This window comes from Pseudomonas sp. XP1, assembly GCF_053557675.1.
Window position 1 is genome coordinate 244,896 of record NZ_JBNRIJ010000003.1, and the last position, 21,457, is coordinate 266,352.

General features: G+C 66.8%; 21 protein-coding genes. 2 read left to right on the plus strand and 19 right to left on the minus strand.

Annotated elements, in window-relative coordinates:
* Window positions 1-122 precede the first annotated feature (122 nt).
* Together ACK1U9_RS04965 and ACK1U9_RS04970 are read left to right on the plus strand one after the other, a co-directional pair.
* Entirely contained in the window at window positions 123-1,616 is a 1,494-nt protein-coding gene (locus ACK1U9_RS04965) for an aldehyde dehydrogenase family protein (protein WP_046614337.1), read from the plus strand.
* Between the two features lie 153 nt (window positions 1,617-1,769).
* On the plus strand, window positions 1,770-3,083 hold the full coding sequence (locus ACK1U9_RS04970) for a hypothetical protein (RefSeq protein WP_108481228.1): 1,314 nt from the start codon (window positions 1,770-1,772) through the stop codon (window positions 3,081-3,083).
* Window positions 3,084-3,221: 138 nt separating this feature from the next.
* On the opposite strand, the gene qhpG is transcribed toward ACK1U9_RS04970, so the two are convergent.
* From qhpG to ACK1U9_RS05065, 19 genes are all read right to left on the minus strand, one after another.
* Entirely contained in the window at window positions 3,222-4,514 is a 1,293-nt protein-coding gene (qhpG, locus tag ACK1U9_RS04975; RefSeq protein WP_449109742.1) for a flavin-dependent monooxygenase QhpG, read from the minus strand.
* The gene (gene qhpE / locus ACK1U9_RS04980) at window positions 4,507-5,184 is read right to left on the minus strand and encodes a subtilisin-like serine protease QhpE (protein ID WP_108479951.1); all 678 of its coding nucleotides are present in this window, start codon (window positions 5,182-5,184) and stop codon (window positions 4,507-4,509) included. Before qhpE ends, qhpG begins: the two co-directional genes overlap by 8 nt.
* Entirely contained in the window at window positions 5,174-6,907 is a 1,734-nt protein-coding gene (locus ACK1U9_RS04985; RefSeq protein ID WP_108479952.1) for an ABC transporter ATP-binding protein, read from the minus strand. The genes qhpE and ACK1U9_RS04985 overlap by 11 nt, the downstream gene beginning before the upstream one ends.
* 1 nt (window position 6,908) lies before the next feature.
* Window positions 6,909-8,819: a sigma-54-dependent Fis family transcriptional regulator gene (locus tag ACK1U9_RS04990; protein ID WP_108479953.1), complete on the minus strand. Its 1,911-nt coding sequence runs from the start codon at window positions 8,817-8,819 to the stop codon at window positions 6,909-6,911.
* 500 nt (window positions 8,820-9,319) lie between these two features.
* On the minus strand, window positions 9,320-10,168 hold the full coding sequence (locus ACK1U9_RS04995) for a CsgG/HfaB family protein (RefSeq protein WP_015270587.1): 849 nt from the start codon (window positions 10,166-10,168) through the stop codon (window positions 9,320-9,322).
* Between the two features lie 33 nt (window positions 10,169-10,201).
* Window positions 10,202-10,615 (minus strand): curli assembly protein CsgF, encoded by a 414-nt coding sequence (locus ACK1U9_RS05000; RefSeq protein ID WP_046614342.1) that lies wholly within the window; start codon window positions 10,613-10,615, stop codon window positions 10,202-10,204.
* Window positions 10,612-11,013, minus strand: coding sequence for a curli production assembly/transport protein CsgE (gene csgE / locus ACK1U9_RS05005; RefSeq protein WP_046614343.1), 402 nt, complete (start codon window positions 11,011-11,013; stop codon window positions 10,612-10,614). Before csgE ends, ACK1U9_RS05000 begins: the two co-directional genes overlap by 4 nt.
* Complete coding sequence (locus tag ACK1U9_RS05010; RefSeq protein ID WP_038409722.1) at window positions 11,010-11,537, minus strand: type II secretion system protein; 528 nt, start codon at window positions 11,535-11,537, stop codon at window positions 11,010-11,012. The genes csgE and ACK1U9_RS05010 overlap by 4 nt, the downstream gene beginning before the upstream one ends.
* Complete coding sequence (locus ACK1U9_RS05015; protein WP_024087221.1) at window positions 11,512-11,886, minus strand: type II secretion system protein; 375 nt, start codon at window positions 11,884-11,886, stop codon at window positions 11,512-11,514. The genes ACK1U9_RS05010 and ACK1U9_RS05015 overlap by 26 nt, the downstream gene beginning before the upstream one ends.
* A 5-nt stretch (window positions 11,887-11,891) precedes the next feature.
* Window positions 11,892-12,371 (minus strand): type II secretion system protein, encoded by a 480-nt coding sequence (locus tag ACK1U9_RS05020; protein WP_046614344.1) that lies wholly within the window; start codon window positions 12,369-12,371, stop codon window positions 11,892-11,894.
* Window positions 12,368-14,233: a secretin N-terminal domain-containing protein gene (locus ACK1U9_RS05025; protein WP_046614345.1), complete on the minus strand. Its 1,866-nt coding sequence runs from the start codon at window positions 14,231-14,233 to the stop codon at window positions 12,368-12,370. The genes ACK1U9_RS05020 and ACK1U9_RS05025 overlap by 4 nt, the downstream gene beginning before the upstream one ends.
* Window positions 14,230-14,742, minus strand: a complete 513-nt coding sequence (locus ACK1U9_RS05030) for a hypothetical protein (protein WP_085600770.1) — start codon at window positions 14,740-14,742, stop codon at window positions 14,230-14,232. The genes ACK1U9_RS05025 and ACK1U9_RS05030 overlap by 4 nt, the downstream gene beginning before the upstream one ends.
* Entirely contained in the window at window positions 14,742-15,305 is a 564-nt protein-coding gene (locus tag ACK1U9_RS05035) for a GspMb/PilO family protein (protein WP_046614347.1), read from the minus strand. Before ACK1U9_RS05035 ends, ACK1U9_RS05030 begins: the two co-directional genes overlap by 1 nt.
* Window positions 15,292-15,834, minus strand: a complete 543-nt coding sequence (locus tag ACK1U9_RS05040; protein WP_108481599.1) for a PilN domain-containing protein — start codon at window positions 15,832-15,834, stop codon at window positions 15,292-15,294. Before ACK1U9_RS05040 ends, ACK1U9_RS05035 begins: the two co-directional genes overlap by 14 nt.
* Window position 15,835: 1 nt before the next feature.
* A complete protein-coding gene (locus ACK1U9_RS05045; RefSeq protein ID WP_046614349.1) occupies window positions 15,836-16,627 on the minus strand; it encodes a hypothetical protein in 792 nt (263 codons plus the stop codon).
* Window positions 16,611-18,416 (minus strand): GspE/PulE family protein, encoded by a 1,806-nt coding sequence (locus ACK1U9_RS05050; protein ID WP_258229947.1) that lies wholly within the window; start codon window positions 18,414-18,416, stop codon window positions 16,611-16,613. The genes ACK1U9_RS05045 and ACK1U9_RS05050 overlap by 17 nt, the downstream gene beginning before the upstream one ends.
* Before the next feature lie 60 nt (window positions 18,417-18,476).
* Window positions 18,477-19,010 (minus strand): response regulator, encoded by a 534-nt coding sequence (locus ACK1U9_RS05055; RefSeq protein ID WP_046614351.1) that lies wholly within the window; start codon window positions 19,008-19,010, stop codon window positions 18,477-18,479.
* A 248-nt stretch (window positions 19,011-19,258) separates the two neighbouring features.
* Window positions 19,259-19,900 (minus strand): SurA N-terminal domain-containing protein, encoded by a 642-nt coding sequence (locus tag ACK1U9_RS05060; RefSeq protein WP_108481597.1) that lies wholly within the window; start codon window positions 19,898-19,900, stop codon window positions 19,259-19,261.
* Window positions 19,901-19,912: 12 nt separating this feature from the next.
* On the minus strand, window positions 19,913-21,457 hold a 1,545-nt coding region (locus ACK1U9_RS05065), incomplete at its 5' end, for a cytochrome c/ABC transporter substrate-binding protein (RefSeq protein ID WP_449109743.1).

Sequence of the window (21,457 nt, forward strand, 5' to 3'; positions counted from 1 at the left end):
TGCAATCCCAACCTTGCCCCAGGACAAAAACCAACCTGCTCAACGGCTTGCGGCCATCTGCCGACCTTGGCACGCCCATTGCGCCTGTGCCCGTCACATCCAATGACAAGAGGCACCGTCCCATGCTTTCCGAACTGCCCATCCTGCCCGCCACCCGCGCCTTTCTCGAACGCAAGCTGAAGATGCGCATCGGCGCCGACTGGCAGGACGCCGCCAGCGGTCGCACCCTGTCGTTCCGCAACCCGGCCACTGGCGAGGTACTGGGTGAAGTGCCCGCCGCCGAGGCCGAAGATGTCGACCGCGCCGTGCGCGCCGCGCGCCAGGCCTTCGATGATTCGCCGTGGAGCCGCCTGCGTCCACGCGAACGGCAGAACCTGCTGTGGCGCCTGGCCGACCTGATGGAACGCGACGCCCGCCAGCTGGCCGAACTGGAATGCCTGAACAATGGCAAGAGCGCCGCCGTGGCCCAGGTGATGGACGTGCAACTGGCCATCGACTTCCTGCGCTACATGGCCGGCTGGGCTACCAAGATCGAGGGTAGCACCGTCGAAGCCTCGATGCCGTTGATGCCCAACGACCAGTTCCATGGTTTCGTGCGACGCGAGGCAGTGGGCGTGGTCGGCGCCATCGTCGCCTGGAACTTCCCGTTGCTGCTGGCTTGCTGGAAGCTCGGCCCGGCCCTGGCTACCGGTTGCACCGTAGTGCTCAAGCCCGCCGACGAAACCCCGCTGAGCGTGCTCAAGCTGGCTGAGCTGGTGGACGAAGCCGGCTACCCGGCTGGCGTGTTCAACGTGGTCACCGGCACCGGCCTGAACGCTGGCGCCGCACTCAGCCGCCACCCCGGCGTGGACAAGCTGACCTTTACCGGCTCCACCGAGGTCGGCAAGCTGATCGGCAAGGCGGCCATGGACAACATGACCCGCGTCACCCTGGAACTCGGTGGCAAGTCGCCGACCATCGTCATGCCCGACGCCAACCTTCAGGAAGCCGCTGCCGGCGCCGCCACGGCGATCTTCTTCAACCAGGGCCAGGTATGCTGCGCCGGGTCCCGCCTGTACGTGCACCGCAAGCACTTCGACAACGTGGTGGCCGACATCGCCGGCATCGCCAACGGCATGAAGCTGGGCAGCGGCCTTGACCCGGCGGTGCAGATGGGCCCGCTGATTTCGGCCAAGCAGCAGGACCGCGTCACCGGCTACATCGAGCTTGGCCGCGAGCTGGGTGCGACCATTGCCTGCGGCGGCGAAGGCTTCGGGCCGGGTTACTTCGTCAAGCCGACGGTGATCGTCGATGTCGACCAGCGCCACCGCCTGGTGCAGGAAGAGATCTTCGGGCCGGTGCTGGTGGCGATGCCGTTCGATGACATCGACGAAGTGATCGGCATGGCCAACGACAACCCCTACGGCCTGGGTGCGAGCATCTGGTCCAACGACCTGGCCGCCGTGCACCGGATGATCCCGCGCATCAAGTCAGGGTCGGTGTGGGTCAACTGCCACAGCGCCCTCGACCCTGCCTTGCCGTTTGGCGGCTACAAGATGTCCGGGGTCGGCCGTGAGATGGGGGCCGCTGCCATCGAGCACTACACCGAGCTGAAGTCGGTGTTGATCAAGCTCTGATCTTCAGCCAGTACCGGCCCTTTCGCGGGTAAACCCGCTCCCACAGGATCACCACAGGCCTGAATACTGTGGGGTCCTTGTAGGAGCAGCCTTGTGCTGCGAAGACGCCGGCACAGGCAACCCGAAAACAACAACAAAAACATGGAGCACACCATGAGGCACAAACTCGCCTGCACATTGGCCCTGCTGTTCGCCGCCCAAGTCACCCAGGCCTACGAGCTGTACAACCACGACGGCACCACCCTCAACGCCGACCTCGAAGCCCTGTTCGGCGCCTTCCACAGCGACGAAAGCTTCAACCTGGCCGGCAACCGCAAGCCCGGCAGCACCGCCTGGCAGGAAGGCTACGTCAAGTATGGCCTCAGCGGCAGCCAGGCCCTGGCCGACAGCGGCGCGCTCTACGGCGCCTTCAACCTGCTCAGCTCCGCCACCTGGGGCGATGGCGATGCCGCCGGCCTTACCCTGGGCGACGAGCGCCGCACCGCCATCGAAGACCTGTACCTGGGCTGGCGCTCGGCCAACCTGTTCCCGGCCCTGGGGGAGGACGGCGTGGATATTTCCGGCGGCCGCCAAGTGGTGACCCTGGGCGACGGTTTCCTGATCCAGGGCGATCCGGTGAACCTGGGCAAGGTCGACCTGGGCGCCAACTTCGACCGCGGCGGTGCCTACTACCTGGCCGCACGCAAGGCCTTCGACCGCACCGCCGTGCTGCGCCTGGGCGGCAAGCAAGGCTGGCGCAGCGACCTGATGTGGCTGAAGTCCGACAACCATTACCAGGCCGACACCTCACTGGCGGTGGCCAACCTGGAACACGTCGCCGACGCCGGCACCGTGGGCCTGAGCTGGATCCGCGGCCTCGACGTGGACCAGCGCTACGCGCAGATCATGGGCCTGGAACACCGTGACGGCATGGACACCGCCAGCCTGCGCGGGCGTGGCAACCTGGGGGTGAAAGACCTGGAGCTGGCCGCCGAGTACGTGACCCAGGACAAAACCGGCGGGCGGGAGAACGCCTGGTACCTGGAAGGCAACTGGACCTTCTCCGAACTGCCCTGGTCACCCACCGCCACCTACCGCTACAGCCGCTTTTCCGAAGACTTCGACCCGTTGTTCTATGGCTTGAGCCGTGGCTATGGCACCTGGTTCCAGGGTGAGGTGGCAGCCAACTATGCCGGGCCGTTCAACAGCAACAGCCAGGTACATCACGTGGCGTTGAAGGGCAAACCACGGGCCAACCTGACCGTCGGGGCGCTGTACTTCGACTTCGATACGCTGGACACCGACCAGGGCAACCTGGGCGGGCGGGAGCTGGACCTGTATGTGGAATGGATGGTCAATGACCATCTGCTGATCAGCCCGCTGGTAGGGTTCTACAAGCCGGAGCGCAACGCGGCCGATGGCGGCACGCAGTTGGGCGGGCGGGATACCGGGACCTATATGCAGTTGATCGTCGGGACTTTCTTCTGATTCGAAATCCTGGGGCTGCTGCGCAGCCCATCGCGACACAAGGCCGCTCCCACAGGTACAGCGCTGCCCTCAGGCATGGCGTGAACCTGTGGGAGCGGCCTTGTGTCGCGAAAGGGCCGCAAAGCGGCCCCTGCAATCTCAAGCCAGACCCTGCTCCAACAACCACCGCCGCACCATTCTCTGCTGCTCCCCCGACAGGCCCGACACCACTGCCTCAAGAGGCCGACCAGCCTGCAACTCCCGCACCGCCGGCGCCAGCTCCACCCCCTGCAAATGCCACACCCCCAACGGCTGATCCGCCGTCACCACCACTTCCGCCTCATCCACCAGCCCGTCACGCAACACCGGCCGCCGCTCGACCCTCACCGCACTCCAGTCCGCCGCCACGTGCAATGCCTGCATGTCCGGCCACCCCTGCCGCCGTGCCCAGAACGGCTGCCCCACGCGCCCCTGCTCTTGGCCATAGAAATCCCGCCCGATCCGGGCAAAGCGCAAAAACAGCTGTTCGATCCGCTGCTGGTGAAACTGCCGCGCCAACCCTGCCCGCTCGGGCCTGCGCAGCAAGGTATTGATCACCACCGGCGCCTGCAGCGCCGAAGACAGCGACTGGAAGATCCCGTTGCCCGATAGTGGGTCAACGGCCATCGCGGCATCGCCCACGCGTATCCAGTCCTGCCCGACGCACTCACCAGCCAGAATCGCGGTACTGCTGCGAGCATGCACCTCTGCCGACGCCAATGCCCTGGCATCGAACAGCTCGGCCACCAGCGCGCTGTCGGCTCGCCGCGCCGCGCAGTAATCCGCCAACCCGGCCTTGCCCGGCAGCCCCGCGGCGTCCAGGGTGACTTGCCAGTAGCAGCGGCCGTCTTCCAGGCGCGCCATCCACGCCCAGCCATCCGCCAGGCTCTCCACCGCCGATGCGGACGCCCCGGGGGCGGCCTGCCAGACATTCAGCAAGCTGACCGTCTCCGGCCCGCGCAGGCGATCGGCAGCCAGCGGGGCCTGACGGCCTCGGGCTTCGACCAGGAAATCGGCCTGCAGTACCTGCCCGTCGTCCAGGCGAATACCATGACCGACTTCGCGAACCACCTCACGCACCCGCCCCTCGACCACGCTCACACCCGCACGCTGAAGGTCGTCGCGCAGCGCCCGGTCAAACCTTTGCCGATCCAGCAGAAATTCCTGGTTCAGGTGCAGCTGCTGGCCATTCCAGTGCACTTGCCGAGTCGCCGGCATTGCCGCCTGGCGCAACGCCCCGCCAAGGCCGGCGTGGCGCAGACCCTCCAGCACCCGCTGCGAAACCCCTTCGACCGCCGCAAACCGGCGCCATTCGGACACCACCGTCACCGCATAGCCCAGCCGCCGCAGGCCAATGGCCGTGGCCGCACCCGCAGGGCCTGCCCCCAGCACCACAATGCGTGGTTCAGCCATGGCCGGCACCTCGTCGCTCAGGGCCGGCAAACGCCGCGTGGAGGCGCAACCAGTCATGAACCTGCGGGTGGTCCATGCCCGGCTGATCACGCAGCAACGCAGCCACCCTGCCACTCAGGGCCGCACAGCCCAGGCTCGCGCCCGCCCTGCCGCCCACGCCCACATAACCGCCAAAGTCCGCCTGCCGGGTACCCAGCCAGGACCACTGGCCCGGCGCACAGCGGGCATCGCCGGTAACCCGGATCACCCCGGGGTAGCTGGCCGGATACACCGGCCCGCCCTGGGCCGGGCTGGAGGCGCACAACAGCACACCCGCGGCCAAAGCCTCGGCGCAGGCCTGGTGCAGCACAGGCCGGTCCTGCTGCAGGCCAAGGCTGAGGTTGACCAGCGTAGCCCCCGCCTCCACCAGCCACAGCAGCGCGGCCGCCACCTGCAGGGCACTGGTGCTGGCCTGGGCGCCGAAAACCTGGGCCAGCAGCACGGGCACCGGCCCTGCCTCCCGCTGCAAGCCGGCGAGCACGGCGCTACCGTGCCCAAGCTGGTCGGGCAGCAGGTCACCTTCGCGCAACCGGCCGTCCTCCAGCCAGAAGCGGCGCGCGCCCAGCAATGCACTGGCCTGCTCCGGCGAGCAACCACTGTCGATGACGCCAACGCGCAAGTCAGTGCCCATGCTTGATCACCTCCTCGGGCAACACCTGCAACTGGCCATCGTGCAGCTGCAGGTGCAGGTCGGCATCGGCCAGGGTCGAAGCACGATGGCTGATCAGGATGCGCGTGCGGCCGGCGAACAGCTGGTCGATGGCCGCGATCACCTCGCGCTCGGTGGCTTCGTCCACCGCCGATGTAGCCTCGTCCAGCACCAGGATCGCCGGCGCCTGCAACACCGCGCGGGCGATGGCAATGCGTTGTTTCTGCCCGCCCGACAACTGCTGGCCACGCTCACCCAGCAGGCCGTCCAGGCCCAGCGGCAGGCTGTCGACCAGGCTGTCCAGCCGCGCCAGGCGCACTACCCGTTCCAGTTCCTCACGGCTTGCCTCGGGCACGCCGTAGGCCAGGTTCTGTGCCAGGGTGCCGCGGAACAGCACGATATCCTGGCTGACCACCGCAATGCGCCGACGCAGCGTGGTCAGGTCCAATTCACGCAGGTCGGTGCCGTCCAGCAGGATGCGCCCGGCGTCTGGGTCATAGAAGCGCTGCAGCAGGTCGATCAGGGTCGACTTGCCCACCCCCGAGGCACCACTGATGGCCACCTTCAGGCCACCCGGCAAGCACACCTGCACCTCGTTCAGCACCGCGCCCTGGCGCCCTTCATGGGCAAAACTCACCCCCTCGAGGCGCAATTCGCCCGGGCCGTCGGGCATCGGCTGCGGGTTGGCTGCCGGGCGCACGGCCACGGCCTCTTGCTTCAGCTCCATCACCCGCCCCAGGCTCACCGCCATGCGCTGCACCGCCACGTACAGGCCCAGCAGGCTCTGCACCGGCCCTACCGCCATGCCCATGTAGGTGGAAAATGCGATCAGCGCCCCTAGTTGCCAGGTGCCCTGGATCACCCACCAGCCGCCAACCAGAAACGCGCAGGCGCGGCACCATGAGGTCAGCGTGCCGGGAACGGCCTGGGTGAAGAACTCGGTCACCTGCACCTTCAGCAACTGGCGCATGTAGCCCTGGCCCAACTGGTCCAGGCGCCCCGCCTCGCGGCCCTGCTGGCCGGCGGCCTGGATGAACTTCATCGCCGGCAGGGTTTCGACCAGGAACGACGACACATCCGCCGAGCGTTCGCGCAGGTTGCGTACTTCGCGCTCCACCTTGCGCCGCATCCAGCGCAGCCACAGCACTTCGATCGGCACCAGCAGCGCCAGCAGCAGCGACAGTTGCCACGACAGCATCAGCATCAGCACCACCGCGCCCACCAGGCCGATCACCGCCGACACCGCCGAAAACAGCGAATCCACGGCAAAGCGCTGGATTTCCGCCACATCGCCATCCAGCCGCGAAAGGATGTCGCCGATGCGCCGCCGCCCATAGAACGTTGGCGACAGCTGCTGCAGGTGGCGGTAAAGGTCATCGCGCAGGGCAAACAGGATGCGCCCCGACAAGCGCGTGTGCAGGTAGCGGTTTACCCCGGCCAGCACGGTACCCAGCAGGCCCGCGCCGATCATGATCGCGGCCATGTGCCAGAGGGTCTGGTAGTCCTTGGCCAGCAGCCCCTCGTCGATCAGCGTCTTGACCAGCCAGGGTTGCGCCAGCGCCAGCAACGAGGCGCCCAGCGACAGGCCGAGCAACAGGCCGATGGCGCGTCGATGGGGGCGCACGAAACCATACAGCCAGGCCAACGCCTGGCGCATGAGCACAGGGTCGCTGGATTCCACCAGCCGGGCGAACAGGCCGCCCACGTCAGCCGCGCAACTGCTTGAGCTTGCGGTACAGCGTCGCCCGGCTGATACCCAGCGCCTCGGCCGCCGCGGACACGTTGCCCTGATGGCGCGCCAAGGCGCCACGGATCAGCTCCAGTTCGTTGTCCTTGAGGCTGCCGGAAGGTGCCGTGCCACTGGCCAGGTCGTCCAGCAGGCAGTCGGTGAGGTGGTCGAGGGTCAGCACCTGCTCGCCGTCCTCGCGCATGGCCAGCGCGGTGCGCACGACCATTTCCAGCTGACGGATGTTGCCCGGCCAGTCGAAGCCTTCGAGCAGCGCGGTCAGGGCAGGGTCCAGCGTCACGCCCCGGGCATCTGACTTGTCCAGCAGCCCCTGGATGATCGCCGCCAGGTCATCACGCTCGCGCAGTGCCGGCAGGCGCAGCGACACGCCGTTGACCCGGTAGTAAAGGTCTTCGCGGAAGTGCTGCTCCTGCACCAGGCGCTTGAGGTCGCGGTGGGTGGCACAGATCAATGCCACGTCGATTTCCTGCTCGTCGCCCGCCCCCAGCGGGGCCACTCGCCGTTCCTGCAGTACCCGCAACAAGCGCGCCTGCAGCGCTAGCGGCATGTCGCCGATTTCGTCGAGGAACAGCGTGCCGCCATGGGCCTGCATCAGCCGGCCGACCATGCCGCCCCGGCGCGAACCGGTGAACGCGCCTTCACGGTAGCCGAACAGTTCGGACTCGATCAGCCCTTCGGGGATGGCCGCGCAGTTGACGGCCACGAACGGTTTGTCGGCACGCGGGCTGGCCTGATGCAGAGCCCGGGCGACGACCTCCTTGCCGGTACCGGTCTCGCCCAGCAACAGCACCGGCAGGCCATTGCCCAGTCCCTGGCGGGCCATGCGCAGGTTGCGCGCCAGGCGCGGGTCGCCACCGGCCAGGGCGTCGAGGGCTGGCGACTGCTTGCCCGGCGCCGGCTTGCTCACCGGCGTGCTGCCGTTGACCCGGCCATGGCGCGGCAGCTGCAGGACGCGGAAGTAGAACTCGCCCTTGGCCGTTTGCACGCTGCTAACCCCGCCCTGCCACAGGCGGGCGATGAAGGCCGGTGACCGTTCACCCAGCAGGTCGCTGCTGCGCCGGCCCAACAGCTCATGGCGCGGCACCTGCAACAGCTGGCAGGCACTGTCGTTGGCAGCCAGCACCTCGCCGTCCAGGCTCAGCGCCAGCAGGCCATGCCAGGCACTGTTGAGGTATTGCGGGCGGCTATGGAAGGCCAGCACCAATTGCTCTGGGTGGCACAGGCCGAACATGCGGCTTTCGATGTTGCCGGCCGCCAGCATCAGCGTCGACAGGCTGTCCTGTGGTTGCGCCATCACCCCTTCACGGGTGATGTCGAGCACGCCGATCACCTCGCCGCGCGGGTCGCGCAGGGGTACCGAAGTGCAGGAGAACGGGCTGAGGCGGTCGAGGTAATGTTCGCCGCAGTTGATCAAGGTCGGCCGGCCTTCTACCACTGCCGTGCCGATGGCGTTGGTGCCGCGCAATGACTCGCTCCAGCAACTGCCCGGGTGCAGGTCACGCAGGCCCTCGCGTTGCAGCACGTGCTTCTGCCCTTCTATGGCCAGCACGTTGGCCTGGGCGTCGCCGAGGATGACGATGCCGGCCTTGCCCTGGCGCGCGACCAGGTAGTCCAGTTCGGGGGTAACGGCGTCGACCAGCAGGCGATTGCGCTCCAGCAGCATGCGCAGGTCGTGGCCCTGCTCCAGGCCCAGGCCGACCTGCTCGCCCTGCAGGCAATCCAGGCCATGGCCCAGACTGCGGCGCCAGGAGGCATCGATCTCGTCGCGCAGCATGCCCAGTGGCAGCTCGCCTTCGCTGGCCAGCCTGAGGCGGGCCTGGCGGGATTCGTGCAGCGGGTCGTGGGCGTTTGTTATTAGTTGTCGCGCCATTTTCTACTCCGGCTGTGCCCCACCAAGGTGGCGGGGAACGGGCTTGGGAATTTTCCGCAGTTTGCGGGAGAAATCCCTGGCCGTCATCAGGCTGCGGTAGAAGGTGGCATATGGTGACGTTTACGTAAAGGGACACGCAGGAGCGCCGCCTTGCTCAAGATCTGAAAGCTTGCGCAAGCTTTGTGGGAGCGGGTCCACCCGCGAAGAGGCCCACGAGGTCAATCACAGCTGCCGCTTGATTTCAACAAAGCCCAGGTACCCGCCAGACACCCGGCACCGCCCCATTCGCGGGTAAACCCGCTCCCACAGGGCCGGCGTCGCACTTGAGATCACACGGTACCTGTGGGAGCGGGCATGCCCGCGAACACCGGCAAAGCCGGTGCCATCCACCGCGTCGCCTGCTTCGCGGGCGCGCCCGCTCCCACAGGGACAGCGCGGGCTTCGAGTTGAAGCTGTACCTGTGGGAGCGGGTTCACCCGCGCAGAGGCCCTCGTAGCCAATCACGGCTGCTGATTCTGGCTCAGGTACTTGTCCACCGTAGCCTGCCCTTCCCCCGCATCCCCCGCCACCTGCCACAGCCGCCGTTCAATCCCCTGCGCCAGCAGATGCCCCACCGCCGCCTCGATCGCCGACAGCACGCACAGCTGCGCCGGTTCGTTGGTGGTGTACCCCACCTCGGCCTCGAGCAGCTTCTTGAACTCGATGAACTTGAACACCCCGGCGCTGCGGCCGACCGAATAGATGGTCTTGCTGGTCATCACATTGGCCAGCACCTGCCCGGTGCGCACGTCCACCGCACGCAGGTTAACGGTCACCTGGTCGACGCGGTACTCGCGGGAGATGTCTATACCCAGGTAACGAGCACCCTCGCCGCCGCTGCGCACGTTGGTGTCGTAGGCGATGATACCGCCCTCCAGCATCAGGTTGGCGGCCTGCAGCGGAGGCAGCTCGCCCATGATGTTTTCCGGTACATCAGGCTTTTTCTGCGAAGCACGGATGATCTTGCGCTCGGTCAACAGGTTCTGCAGGCCTTCACGCTCCAGTACCACGAACCAGCCGCTGGCGTTCAGGGCGTCCATCAGCATGCTTGCCGCGCCCTGGGTGACGCTGGTGGAGAACGAGCTGGCCGGGGTCGGCTTGTACTGCCCGGTCTGGTCGCGGAAGCCGTACACCACCGCCATCAACCGGCCCTTGGGCCGTGGCATGTTGATCAGGTCGTAGTAGGTCGAGGCCCGGGGGGTCAGGGTCGGGGTTTCCGAGTCCTGTTCGGCGGGCATCGGTTCGCGCAGGCCACAACCGTGCAGGCCCAGGGCCGTGAGAATCAGCAGTGTGCTCAGCAGACGTTTCATGGTGTTCTCTCCCCAACAAATAGCCCTTCCCCCTCAAGGGTTCAGGCCGCTGACCTCAATGATCGAGATTTCTCCTGTGGCGCGATCGGTGACCTTGATGCTCAAGGCCCCGGAATCGTCGATGACGTCGATGAGAAACGCATCGGTCGCCATGCTGCCGGTGTTGCCGTTACTGATGTTGTCCAGCAACTGCGACAACATCCGCGACTCCAGCTGGTTGCTGAAGCGCTCCAGGGCCGTGGTGCCGGCAAAGGCCGAGGAGCGGTCCTTGAGGTCGGGGTCGTCGTGGTCGTTCTGCGCCTGAGCGTTGTTCAGCAACCAGGTGCCATTGAGCGGGTTGCCGCCAAAGGCCGGGTTGACCGGGGTGTACACCAGCTCGGTGGCCTGGGCGGCACATGCGCTGGCAAACAGGCAGGCGGCGATGCAACGGGGTATGTGGTACTTCATAGCTCGTCCCTCTCCAGATCGGTGGTGTCCTGCAGCAGGCGTTGCAACTTGCGTTGGATGATTTGCTGCTTGACCAGGTCGGCTGCTGCAACGGCCTCGTCCTTGAGCTCGGTGGTGTTCGGTGGCAGAAAGCGGCGGTACACCACCTCACGCTCGAATTCCACGGTGACCAGGCTGCCCCAGCGGGCATCCGGGCGTTCGCGCACCACCAGGTTGAAATCCAGCCGGCTGGTGGCGCGCAGGCGGTCGGCAAAGTAGTAGTAAAAGTCGTGGCCGATGTGCGAGATGGTGTTGTCGACGATGAAACCTTGCATCTCGTCCTCGTCCCCTGCCCTGGCCGAGGTGGCCAGCACTGCCACCAGCAGCAGGCCCAGATACAGCGCGGCCAGGCGGCTCATGGCGTGTCTCCCGGGCCGGCATGGGTCTGCACGCCACCGGCACTTTCGGCAAAGGCCTGCTCGGCGACGAACTGCCAGTCGCTGTAGTGCTCCAGCCCGTCGAAACCGCTCCATTCGGCGCTGAAGCCACTGCGCTTGAACGGGGTGGCGTCCGAGCGGCTGTGCACGCCGGTGATGCGGCCATCGATCGAGCGCAGCAGGCCCCAATCGTCACTGTTGGTGATGGGGTCGGGGTACAGCCGGCGAATGTGCCGCCTGGCCTGCGGGAAGCGGTTGTCCTGCAGCAGGTCGGCCAGTTCCTGGGGATACTGGGCCAGCCCCGGCGAGGCGCGGTAGTAGCTGCGCAGGGCCTGTGCATATTGGCTGCCCACCCACAACAGTTGGCGTTCGCGGTCACGCTGGGCAGCACTGGCCCAGAGCGTGCCGGTGGCGGCCAGGGCCACGCTGCTGACCGCAATCAGCAGCAACACGCCCAGGTAGGTGAAGCCGGCGTCGGCCTTACCATTCCGCGAACAGGCTGCCATCGCGCGCCCTCCCTGTGGCACCGCTCTTGATATCGGCCACGCCGCCGGCCACACCTTCGGGCGGTGGCACCAGCTGCCAGGCATCGCTGCGCTCGGTGATCGGGTCTATCGGGGTGTTGCGCAGGTAACGCTGCTCCACCAGTTGCTCCAGCGAGTCGGGGTAGTGGCCGGTGTCGCCGTAGTAATGGTCCAGCGCCTCGCGCAACACCGCCAGGCTCTGGCGCAGGGTGGCTTCGCGGGAGCTTTCCAGGCTGTTGAAGTAGCGCGGCATGGCGATGGTCATCAGCGTGGCGATGATCGCCAGCACCACCAGCAGTTCGATCAGGGTGAAGCCTTTGCTGCGTTTCATGGCTGTCACCATTGCCCGTAGGGGATGTTGTTCAGGCCTTTGCCGCGGGCCTTGGAATACACGTCGAACACGTCTTCGCCTTCGCGCGGGTTGTCGGGGCTGCTGTCGTAGGCGCGCAGCCCCCACCCGCCTTCGTCCTCACCCTTGGCCGCCACCAGCGGGTCGTGCGGGATGCGCCGCAGGAAGTAGAACTTGGCGCCCTTGGCACTGCGCACATCGCGCACGCCGTCGACCAGCACCTGCAGGTTCGGCGGGTAGCCACTGGCGTCCAGGCGCTTCTCGATGTAGCCGGCATCGAACGCGCGCTTGTAGGCGTCGATGGCATCGCGGATCTGGTACAGCGCCTCGCGCAGCTGCTGCTCCTTGCCGCGGCGCACCACGGTTTCGGTCAACGGTGCGGCCATGCTGGCAAGCATCCCGAGCAGTGCCAGGGTCAGCACCACCTCGATCAGGCTGAAGCCCTGCATGCGGCGCTGCGCGATCATGGCCGCGGGCTCCCTTTGGCCGGGGCGATCGCCATCTGGCTTTCCACCACCGGAGCGTCGGTGGCCGGGGCATTGCCAGGCACATCTGCCGGCGGCAACGGCGCCATCTGCCGCACCTGCATGGCCGACTCGGTGCCGGTGGCGAACTCCATGTCCGACGGGCTCTGGTACGGCAGGTTGCGCACGATGCGCGGGGTGATCGCCAGCACCAGCTCCGACTTGCTCATGTCGTCCTTGTTGCTGCCGAACAGCCGCCCCAGGCCGGGGATGTCGCCAAGGCCCGGTATCTTGTTGCCGCTGGCGTTGTGGTCGTTGCGCACCAGGCCGGCCAGCACCTGGGTTTCGCCATCGTGCAGGCGCAGGGTGGTCTGGGCGTTGCGGGTGTCGACCTGGACCGGGATGGTGCCCTGACGCGTGGCCTCCAGCGGGGTGGCGTTGCTCACCTCCAGGGCTACCTTGATCGCCACCTCGTTGTTCAGGTGCACGGTGGGCTGCACTTCAAGCTTCAGGCCGACGTCCAGGTAGGTGACGCTTTCGGTGATCACCGGGCCCTGGGTGGACGGCACCGAGGTGGCGCTGATGATCGGCACCCGCTGGCCGATGTGGATGCGTGCCTGCTCACGGTTGCTGACGCGGATCACCGGGCTGGCCAGGGTGTTGATGTCCTTGTCCTGGGCGTTGATCTTGGCCTGCGGCGCCGGCGCGATGCTGATGCGGCTGGAGTCGATGCCCTTGAGCTGGTCGAGCACGCTCACCGGCTGGCCGTCGGAGCTCAGCACACCGAAGGTGTTAGGCCATTGCAGGCCGAGGTCGAGGATGCGCGAGGTGGCCACTTCCATCACCTCCACTTCCAGCACCACCTCGGGGTTGGACTGGTCCTGCGACTGCAGCAGCTTCTCGGCCATGCGCACGGCATCGGGGGTGTCGCGCATGGTCAAGGTGTTGAGGCGTTCGTCGACGAACACGTCGCGCGTCTTGAGCATGGTCTTGACCATGTTCAGCGCGGTGTTGGAGTCGATGCTGGTGAGGTAGAAGGTGCGCATGACCAGTTCCTGGTAGTCCTTGGTCTTCTGTGGCGAGTCGGGGTAGATCATCAGGGTGTTTTCGTTGACGATCTTCTGCCGCAGCTGGTTCTGCTCCAGCAGCAGTGCCACGGCGTCCTCGATGCGCAACTCGCGCACGAAGATGGTGGCCTTCATGTCCGGGCGCATGTCCTTGTCGAAGATGAAGTTGATGCCGGCGACCTGGGACAGCACCTCGAAGATGGTCTTCAGGTTGGCATCGCGAAACTCCAGGGTCACCGGCCGCTCCAGCTTGCTGCGCAGCTGCGGGAACGGTTGCGCGGTGCGCGCCTGCACGTTCTCGATGTCGCTGCGCAGGGCAATGCCCTTCTGGTTCTGCGGGTCCAGGCGCAGCACTTCGCGCATGTAGCGCTCGGCACCGAACAGGTCACCCTGGCGCAGCGCCGCCTGGCCCAGCGCCACGCGCTCGTCAAGGGTACGGATCAGCTCCAGCTGGCGGATACCTTCCTGGGCGCGGCGGTTGTTCGGTTCCAGGGTCAGCACACGGCCATAGCCCATGCGGGCGCTGGCGAAGTCGTGGCGGATACGGTCGGCGTCGGCCTGGGTCAGCAGCGCCTCGACCGCGGCCTGGCGGCTGTGGGCCAGGGCGATGTTCAGCTCTGTGTCGCGTGGGTCTTCGCGCAAGGCTTCTTCCAGGCTGGCGATGCCGGCTTCGTACTGGCCCTCCTTCATCAGCTGGTCGCTGTCCTTGCGTACCGCGCTGGAGCCGCAGCCGGCAATGGCCACGCACAGCGCCACTAGCAGGAACGGAGCCGGTTTGCACAGCTTTGACGACTTCATGGTGCGCTCCCTACAGACAAAGTCTGCGACTGATGCAAAGGCAGGTAGACCAGATGCAGCTCGCTGGCCGATACCCGTTCGAGGCGGTAGGTGTCTTCGATCACGTCGCCCTGGCGCACGACGTAGAGTTTTTCTCCGCTCTGCAGAAAGATCTGCAGGTCGTCGCGGTCGCCGATGCGGCCAATGAACTGGAATGGCAGGGCCGGGGCGGTCGGGGCTGAGGGGGCGACCGGGGCGGCGTTCACGGGTTGTTCGGTGACGGTGGCAAGGGCCTGGGGTCTGGTCCATTGCTGGGTTGGGAAGAGATCACCAGAGGCCTGTTCCGGCCTATTCGCGGGTGAACCCGCTCCCACAGGGGACGGGGACGCAGCCGAATCCTTTGTGGGAGCGGGCGCGCCCGCGAAGGGGGCCACGCCGTCTTCCTGGCCAAACCAGTGGCCCGGGGCCCAGGCCAGCGCCGCGCTCACGCCGAGGAAGCCAACCCAGATGACCGCACGTTGTGTGTTCATCACGACCTCGACAGGTAAAGGGTCATGCGCAGGCGGGCGTTGAGCTCGCTGTCGCCAATGCGTTTGCGTTGCAGCTCCAGGTCTTCCAGTACCAGGGTCGGCAACTGCTTGAGCAGGCCCTTGAGGAAGCCACGAATCTGCGGGTAGCTGCCGCGCACCGGCAGCACGATCTGGTAACGCGCCAGTTGCGTCCTGGGGTCGATGCCCAGGGCGTATTCGCCACGCGCGAGGCTGATGTGCTCGGCGCTGGCCAGGTGGTACAAGCGCTCGATCAGCGCACTGGCCTGGGGCTGCCCCGGCAGTTGCTGGCGCAGGCTGTCGAGGGCCTGCTGCTCGGGTTTGATGGCGATCTTCAGCTCGCCACGCCGGACCCGTTCGACCTGCACGCTGGCGTCCGCTTCGGCGGCGCGCAGCTCGCGCAGGCTCTGCCATTGCGGCAACACCCCGGCGCACAGCACGCCCACGGCCAGCAGGCCCACCGCAACCGCAGCCAGGCCGACCGGGCCGATGCGACGCAGACGTTCCTGGAGGATCAGGCTGTTCAGCGATTCACGGGCGCGCATGGCCGGTCTCCCAGGTGGCGGTGAGGGTGAAGCGCACCGGGTGCTCGGGCTGGGCGGCCAGCACCTCGTGGTTGAGCAGCGACACATCGCTGAGCTCGGCACTGCCTTCCAGGCGCTGGTGGTACTGCAACATCGCTTCCAGGTTGCGCGCCTCGGCGGTAATGCGCAGCTGGCCTTTGCGCGCGTCAGGGGCCAGGCTGAGCAGGGCCACGTCGTCCTGTGGCTGCGCTTCGAGCATGGCGAACAGCTGCTGCCAGGGCCGTTGCAGCTGCTGCGACACGCTTTGCATCTGCGCCAGGCGCTCGGCCTGTTCGCGGCTGGCGGCGCTGCTCAGCAATGCGACAGTGGCTGGGCGACGGCCCAGTTGCTGCTCCAGGCGGTGCACGCTGGCCTCCACTTCGACCTGCTCGGCCTGCAAGCTTTGTTGCACCAGCACCAGGCCGGCGACCATGGCACTCGCCACGGCCAGCAGCGACCAGGCCAACGGGCTGCTGCGCCGGGGCTGGAATTCCAGGTCGAGACGGCGCATGTCAGGCCACCGCCCGCCACATGGCGCAAAGCGGGTCGGCATCGCTGGCCGGCTGGCACAGCTGCACCGCCGCCAGTTGCGGCACCTCGCCCCGGCCCGGGGCATGCAGGTAGACCCGTGGCAGGTGCTCACCGTACAGCTCGCAGGTGCGCTCGATCAGTGCTTGCAGGGCCTGGTCGCTATCGGCGCAGCCTTGCGCCAGCACTTGCTGCCAGGCCCCTCCGGCGGCCAGCAGCAGCACACTGCGGCGCGGTTCGGCCAGGACGAACAGGAAGTCACCCTGCTCCAGCTGTGCCGAACAGCGGTTGTAGGCGGCCATCAGGTACGGCTGCACCGAGCGCAGACTCAGGTGGCTTTCCCGGCCCAGCGCCTGCAGCCGCTGCAGCAAGGCTTCGGGCAGAGCTGTGGCGATGCGCGCGGCACCTGCCGGCTCGGGCGACAGCACGATGCGCCAGTCGTCCAGCGGCTGCCCGTAGAGGTTTTCGAAACAGGCCCGGGCGTAGGCGTCCAGCTCGCGCGGGTGGCTGATGGCATCACTCCAGGGCACCAGGCAGAAGCGGCTGTAGCGGGCCGACAGCAGTACCCGCAACTGGGCACCGCGCACAGCATGCTCGGCCAGCAGCGTGGCCAGGGCGTCGACGGCGGCCTCCCAGGCCGGCTGGGTGGCATCGCAGGTAAAGTCGCGGCTGCCCAGCCATTGGTGGTGATTGGCGTGCCAACTACCCAGGCCCACACCTTCGGCACCGAGTACGGCGCTGTATCTGTAAGCGCCACGATCAGATGAATGTGACACGGTTGATCTCCTCGAGAGTGGTACGGCCGTCCCGGACCAGGTCCAGGGCCGAGGCCCGCAGCAGGCGCAGGCCGCGCTGGCAGGCGAGGTTCTTGATTTGCGACAGGGGGCGGCGCTCGACGATCATCTGCCGCAGGTCGTCGTCCAGGTGCAGCAGTTCGGCGATGGCGCTGCGGCCGCGGTAGCCACTGCCGCGGCACTGACCGCAACCCTGGGCGCGGACGAACTTCCAGCCGGCCACGCCCTCACGGGTCAGGCCTGCGCCGTACAGGGTGTCGTCGTCGACTTCGCACGGCGTGGCGCAGTGCGGGCAGGCCAGGCGGATCAGGCGCTGGGCCAGCACCGCATTGAGCGCGGAGACGAAGCTGTAGGGGTCGACCTGCATCTGGCTGAAGCGGCCGATCACATCGAATACGTTGTTGGCGTGGATGGTGGTGAACACCAGGTGGCCGGTGAGCGCCGACTGCACGGCAATTTGCGCGGTGTCCGGATCGCGGATTTCGCCGACCAGGATCTTGTCCGGGTCGTGGCGCAGGATCGAGCGCAGGCCGCGGGCGAACGTCAGGCCCTTCTTCTCGTTGACCGGGATCTGCAGCACGCCGGGCAGCTGGTATTCGACCGGGTCCTCGATGGTGATGATCTTGTCCACGCCGTGGTTGATCTCGCTGATCATGGCGTACAGGGTGGTGGTCTTGCCGCTGCCGGTGGGGCCGGTGACCAGGATCATGCCGTACGGTTCGGCGGCCAGCCGGCGCAGGGCGCGCAGGGTTTCCTCGGCAAAGCCCAGGGCCTGCAGCTGCACGCCGCTGACCCGGTCGGACAGGTCCTGCTTGTCGAGCACCCGCAGCACCGCGTCTTCGCCGAAGATGCTGGGCATGATCGACACCCGGAAGTCGATTTGCCGGTCGCCCACGGCAACCTTGAAACGGCCGTCCTGGGGCACGCGTTTTTCGCCGATGTCCAACTCGGCCATCACTTTGATGCGCGAGATCACCTGGTCGGCGAAGGCGCTGCCGCTGGCCTTGCCGGCGCCGTTGAGCACGCCGTCGATGCGGTACTTGATGGTCAGGCCCTGGCCGGTCATGCCCAGGTGGATGTCGCTGGCGTGCAGCTTGAGGGCGTCGTACAGGGTAGAGTTGACCAGCTTGACCACGCGGCTCTGGTCTTCGCTGATGCTGGCCAGCGACAGGCGCTGCAGCGGGTCGCTTTCGCTGCTGGTTTCGGCGTCGTGGTCAAGAGCGTCCACGGCGTGGAAGCTTTCTTCGTGGCGGGCCAGGAAGGTGGCCAGGTCTGCGGCATGGGCCAGGTACAGCGGTGCGCCTTGCAGCACATCGTCGATCCAGGCCAGGCGGGCGTGGTCGAAGGGATCGGCGAACACGCCCAGCAGTTGGCCGCCCTGCTCGATCAGCACGAATTCACGCTTCAGGCACATCGCCAGGCTGACCTTGTCGAAGCGTGGGGTGCTGGCCAGCAGGGCATGGCTGCCCAGCACCGGATAATGCAGGGTCAGGCCCAGGCGCTGGGTGAAGATGTCGGGGGTGTCGCAGGCCAGCTGTTCCAGGCGGGTGAGCAGGCGTTCGTCGCTGCTTTGCAGGCGGGCCTGGGCCAACAGGTCGCGGGGGTAGGCAGAATATGCTTTTACCTGTGCCGGCCCTTTAGCGGGTAAACCCGCCCCCACAGGATTTTCGATATCTTCAGGATTGCAGTGCCCCTGTGGGAGCGGGTTTACCCGCGAAGAGGCCGGTGCAGGCGGTAGAGCGTCCTGGGTTGCATAGAATGCTTCTGGCATGGCCTGCGACTCCGCTCAGGGGCGCGTCGCAGGTTGGCTCGGCCAAGGGTGCGGGCGCCGCTATTCCCCTGTGAGCAGTTGATCGTCGTCGGGCCCTGGAGGCTTGGCGCCGTTACGGCGGCGGTCGGCCAAAACCCAGCTTCCATCGTACAACTGCAGGGGGAACGATTCGTTCCTGTTCTGGCGTCGTTCGACGAACCCTTCAGCCGGGTTGTCCGTGGCCCTGCGCCGGCGCTCGATGCCCATCAGGTCGAAGATCGCACGGGCCAGTTCCACCAACGGGAACGGCTTGAACAGGACATGGCTCACACCCAGTTCGGCGGCCCGCTCACGCACCTCGACGGTGGGGTGGGCGGTAATCAGCACGAAGTGGCACTGCCTGTTCCTGCGTACGGTCTCCAGAACCTGAAACCCCTCCATGTCGGGCAAGCGGTAATCCAGCACGATCACTTGCGGTGCCAGGCTTGCAGCCTGCTCGATACCACTGGCACCGTCGTGGGCAACATGAACTTCCAGGCCTTGCGCCTGCAGGTACGCCTGCAGGTTCTGCGCAAGAGTCTGTTCGTCATCGACTACCAATACTCTGTTCACCAAGGTCGACTCCCAAGAACTGCCCGGTAACCCGGTCTGCGAAGTGCGCCCCTGTACAGGCTTGAGCAGGCTTCGTGCCAGGCGTGAATAGTCATGCTGAATAACCGTAACTCATTGATTTTGCAGGGGCGCCGATCACCACCCGCAACGCGGCAAACAGGCGCACCGGCCCCGTTCCCCACATGCGGGGAAACTGATGGCACACTGCTACTTCGTTATTCCCCAGCATTGGGGAAACGCCATCAGGGGCCTCAGTTGGCGATCTCAACGGTAGCGGACGCACGCAAACGTTGGCGCACGGCCTGGCGCGCCTGCGCCTCCCGCTGCCCGATGAGCGCGGCCCTGGCCAGCGCCAGGCCCTGTTCGCGTATGACCGAAGAGTCGTCACTTTGTTGCTGCACTCCTTGCAGTTTTCGCGAATTGGCATCATAGAATGCCTCCACTTCGGCCTGGCTGGGCGCGGCCACCGCGCTGAGCTGGGCATACACCTGCTGCGCGGCCAGCTCGCGCCGGGTGTACTCATTGTACTGTGCCCTATCGAAACCCGCTTCCGCCAGCCGCCGCTCAAAAATTGCCGGGCTGCCAAGCGCAGCCTCGACCTCGCCCACATGCGCCGATACCTGCTCATCGCTGACGGCTATGCCGCGGCGCTGGGCCTCCTGCCACAACAGCTCCTTGTCGATCAGCTCATCCAGGGCCTGATCGCGCAGGCGCTGATACAGGTTGGGGTTGCGGATACTGGCCACCGCGCGGCCCTGGGCGTCCAGGTATTCGCTGAAATAGCGCTCCAGGCGCATCGTCTCGATCTCCACACCGTTGACCCGCGCAACCGGCATGTCAGCCCAGGCTGCCTTGGCCAGCACCTGCAACAGGCACAACAACAGAACACGCATGGCAACCTCCGCTCAAGGGTTTTCCGGCAGTGGCCGGTACGGGGTGACTGCGGTAAAGCGCGGCCCGGGCAGGGCCACCGCCACCACATGGGCACCGGCCATGCCTTGCCGGCGACCTGGGCCGAAGCCCAAGGCCGGAGTCAGGCCGGTGGACACATCATGCAGGCCTTCCAGCGCGGCAATCAGCTGCTCGCGGCTGGTGTCACGGCCAGTCTGCTTCAACGCTTCGCTCAACAGGCGCAGGGCGCACAGTGTGTTGACCTGCAACGACGCCTGGCGTGGGTCGAGGCCCTGGCGCTGCTGCAGGCCGGCCAGGGTCGCCAGGCCCTGTTCGGTCCAGTCCTCGGGCACGTACGGATAAGCCAGGAACACCCGTTGCGACCAAACCTCGGGCAAGCGCGCCACGGCGCCGGTCACCTGGCTGGAGGCGGCGAACAGGTATGGCTGGCGGCCGGCTGACTGCAGTGCCGAAGCCAGTTCGGCAAAGGCCTGGGCACGGCCGAGGAAGACAATGCCCCGCCCGTCCACGGGCTGGCCAGCAAAGGCCTGGGCCGCCGGTGGTACCCAGCCCTGCTGCTGCAAGCGTTCGCGCACCTGCTCGGCCAACGCCGCTTGTTCGTTGCCGGCATACACCACACGCAGGTCGCCCGCTGCCAGGCCCAACGCCGCGCGGGCGTGGCCGGCCAGGCTGAGCAATTGCGCAGGCAAGCCGGGCAACGGGTCGAAAATCTGTGGGCTGCCACCGCTGCGTGGGGTGCTGCCGATCAGCGGTACATTGTGTGGTGCCAGCAAGGTTGCCAGGCGCTGGTCGAGCATGGGTGCCAATGGCGCGATCAGGGCGAACACTCGCTCCTGCTCCAGCAACTGTTGCAGCGCCCGCTCGGCGCTGACCGGGTCGGGGCCCGGGTCGAGCACCACCAGTTCCAGGCGTCGCCCATGGATGCCACCTTGCTGGTTGAGTTGCGTCAGGCCGTCTTCCAGCACAGCACGCACCACCTGCCCGGCCTCGGCCAGCGGGCCAGACGCCGGCAGCAAGGTACCCAGGCGCAGCACACCCTCCTCCACGCCAGGGTCGCGGTCCTGGGCCAGGCGCTTGAGGTAGGCCGTGAGGTTGCGCTGGTCGGCCAAGGTCAGCTCAAAGCGCGGCATGGCCGGGTCCAGGCGATTGCCGGCCGGGTCGACGCCTTGCTGAATGGCCCGGGCCAGGCTGCTGTCGGTGTATGCCGGGTAGCGGCGGCCGTTGCTTTCGCGTTCGCCTTGGCCTTGCGCCAGGCGCTGCCAGTCTAGGCTGGGTGGCCGCACACCACCTTCGGCACGACCGCGGCCATCGTTGCCGTGGCAGCTGGCGCAGGGCAGCACGCTGGCGGGGACCGTCATGTCGCTGGCGCCGACCCGGGCTTGCAGCTGTGCGTCACTGCTGGAGACGCCCTCGCGGTAGAGGCGTTTGCCGGCTTGTTCATGTTCGGTCAGGTCCAGGGCAAAGGCAGAAAAAAAGGGTGCCATGCCGAGCACGAACGCCAACCAGATCGCAAGCCCTGTGGGAGCGGTCTTTGTGGG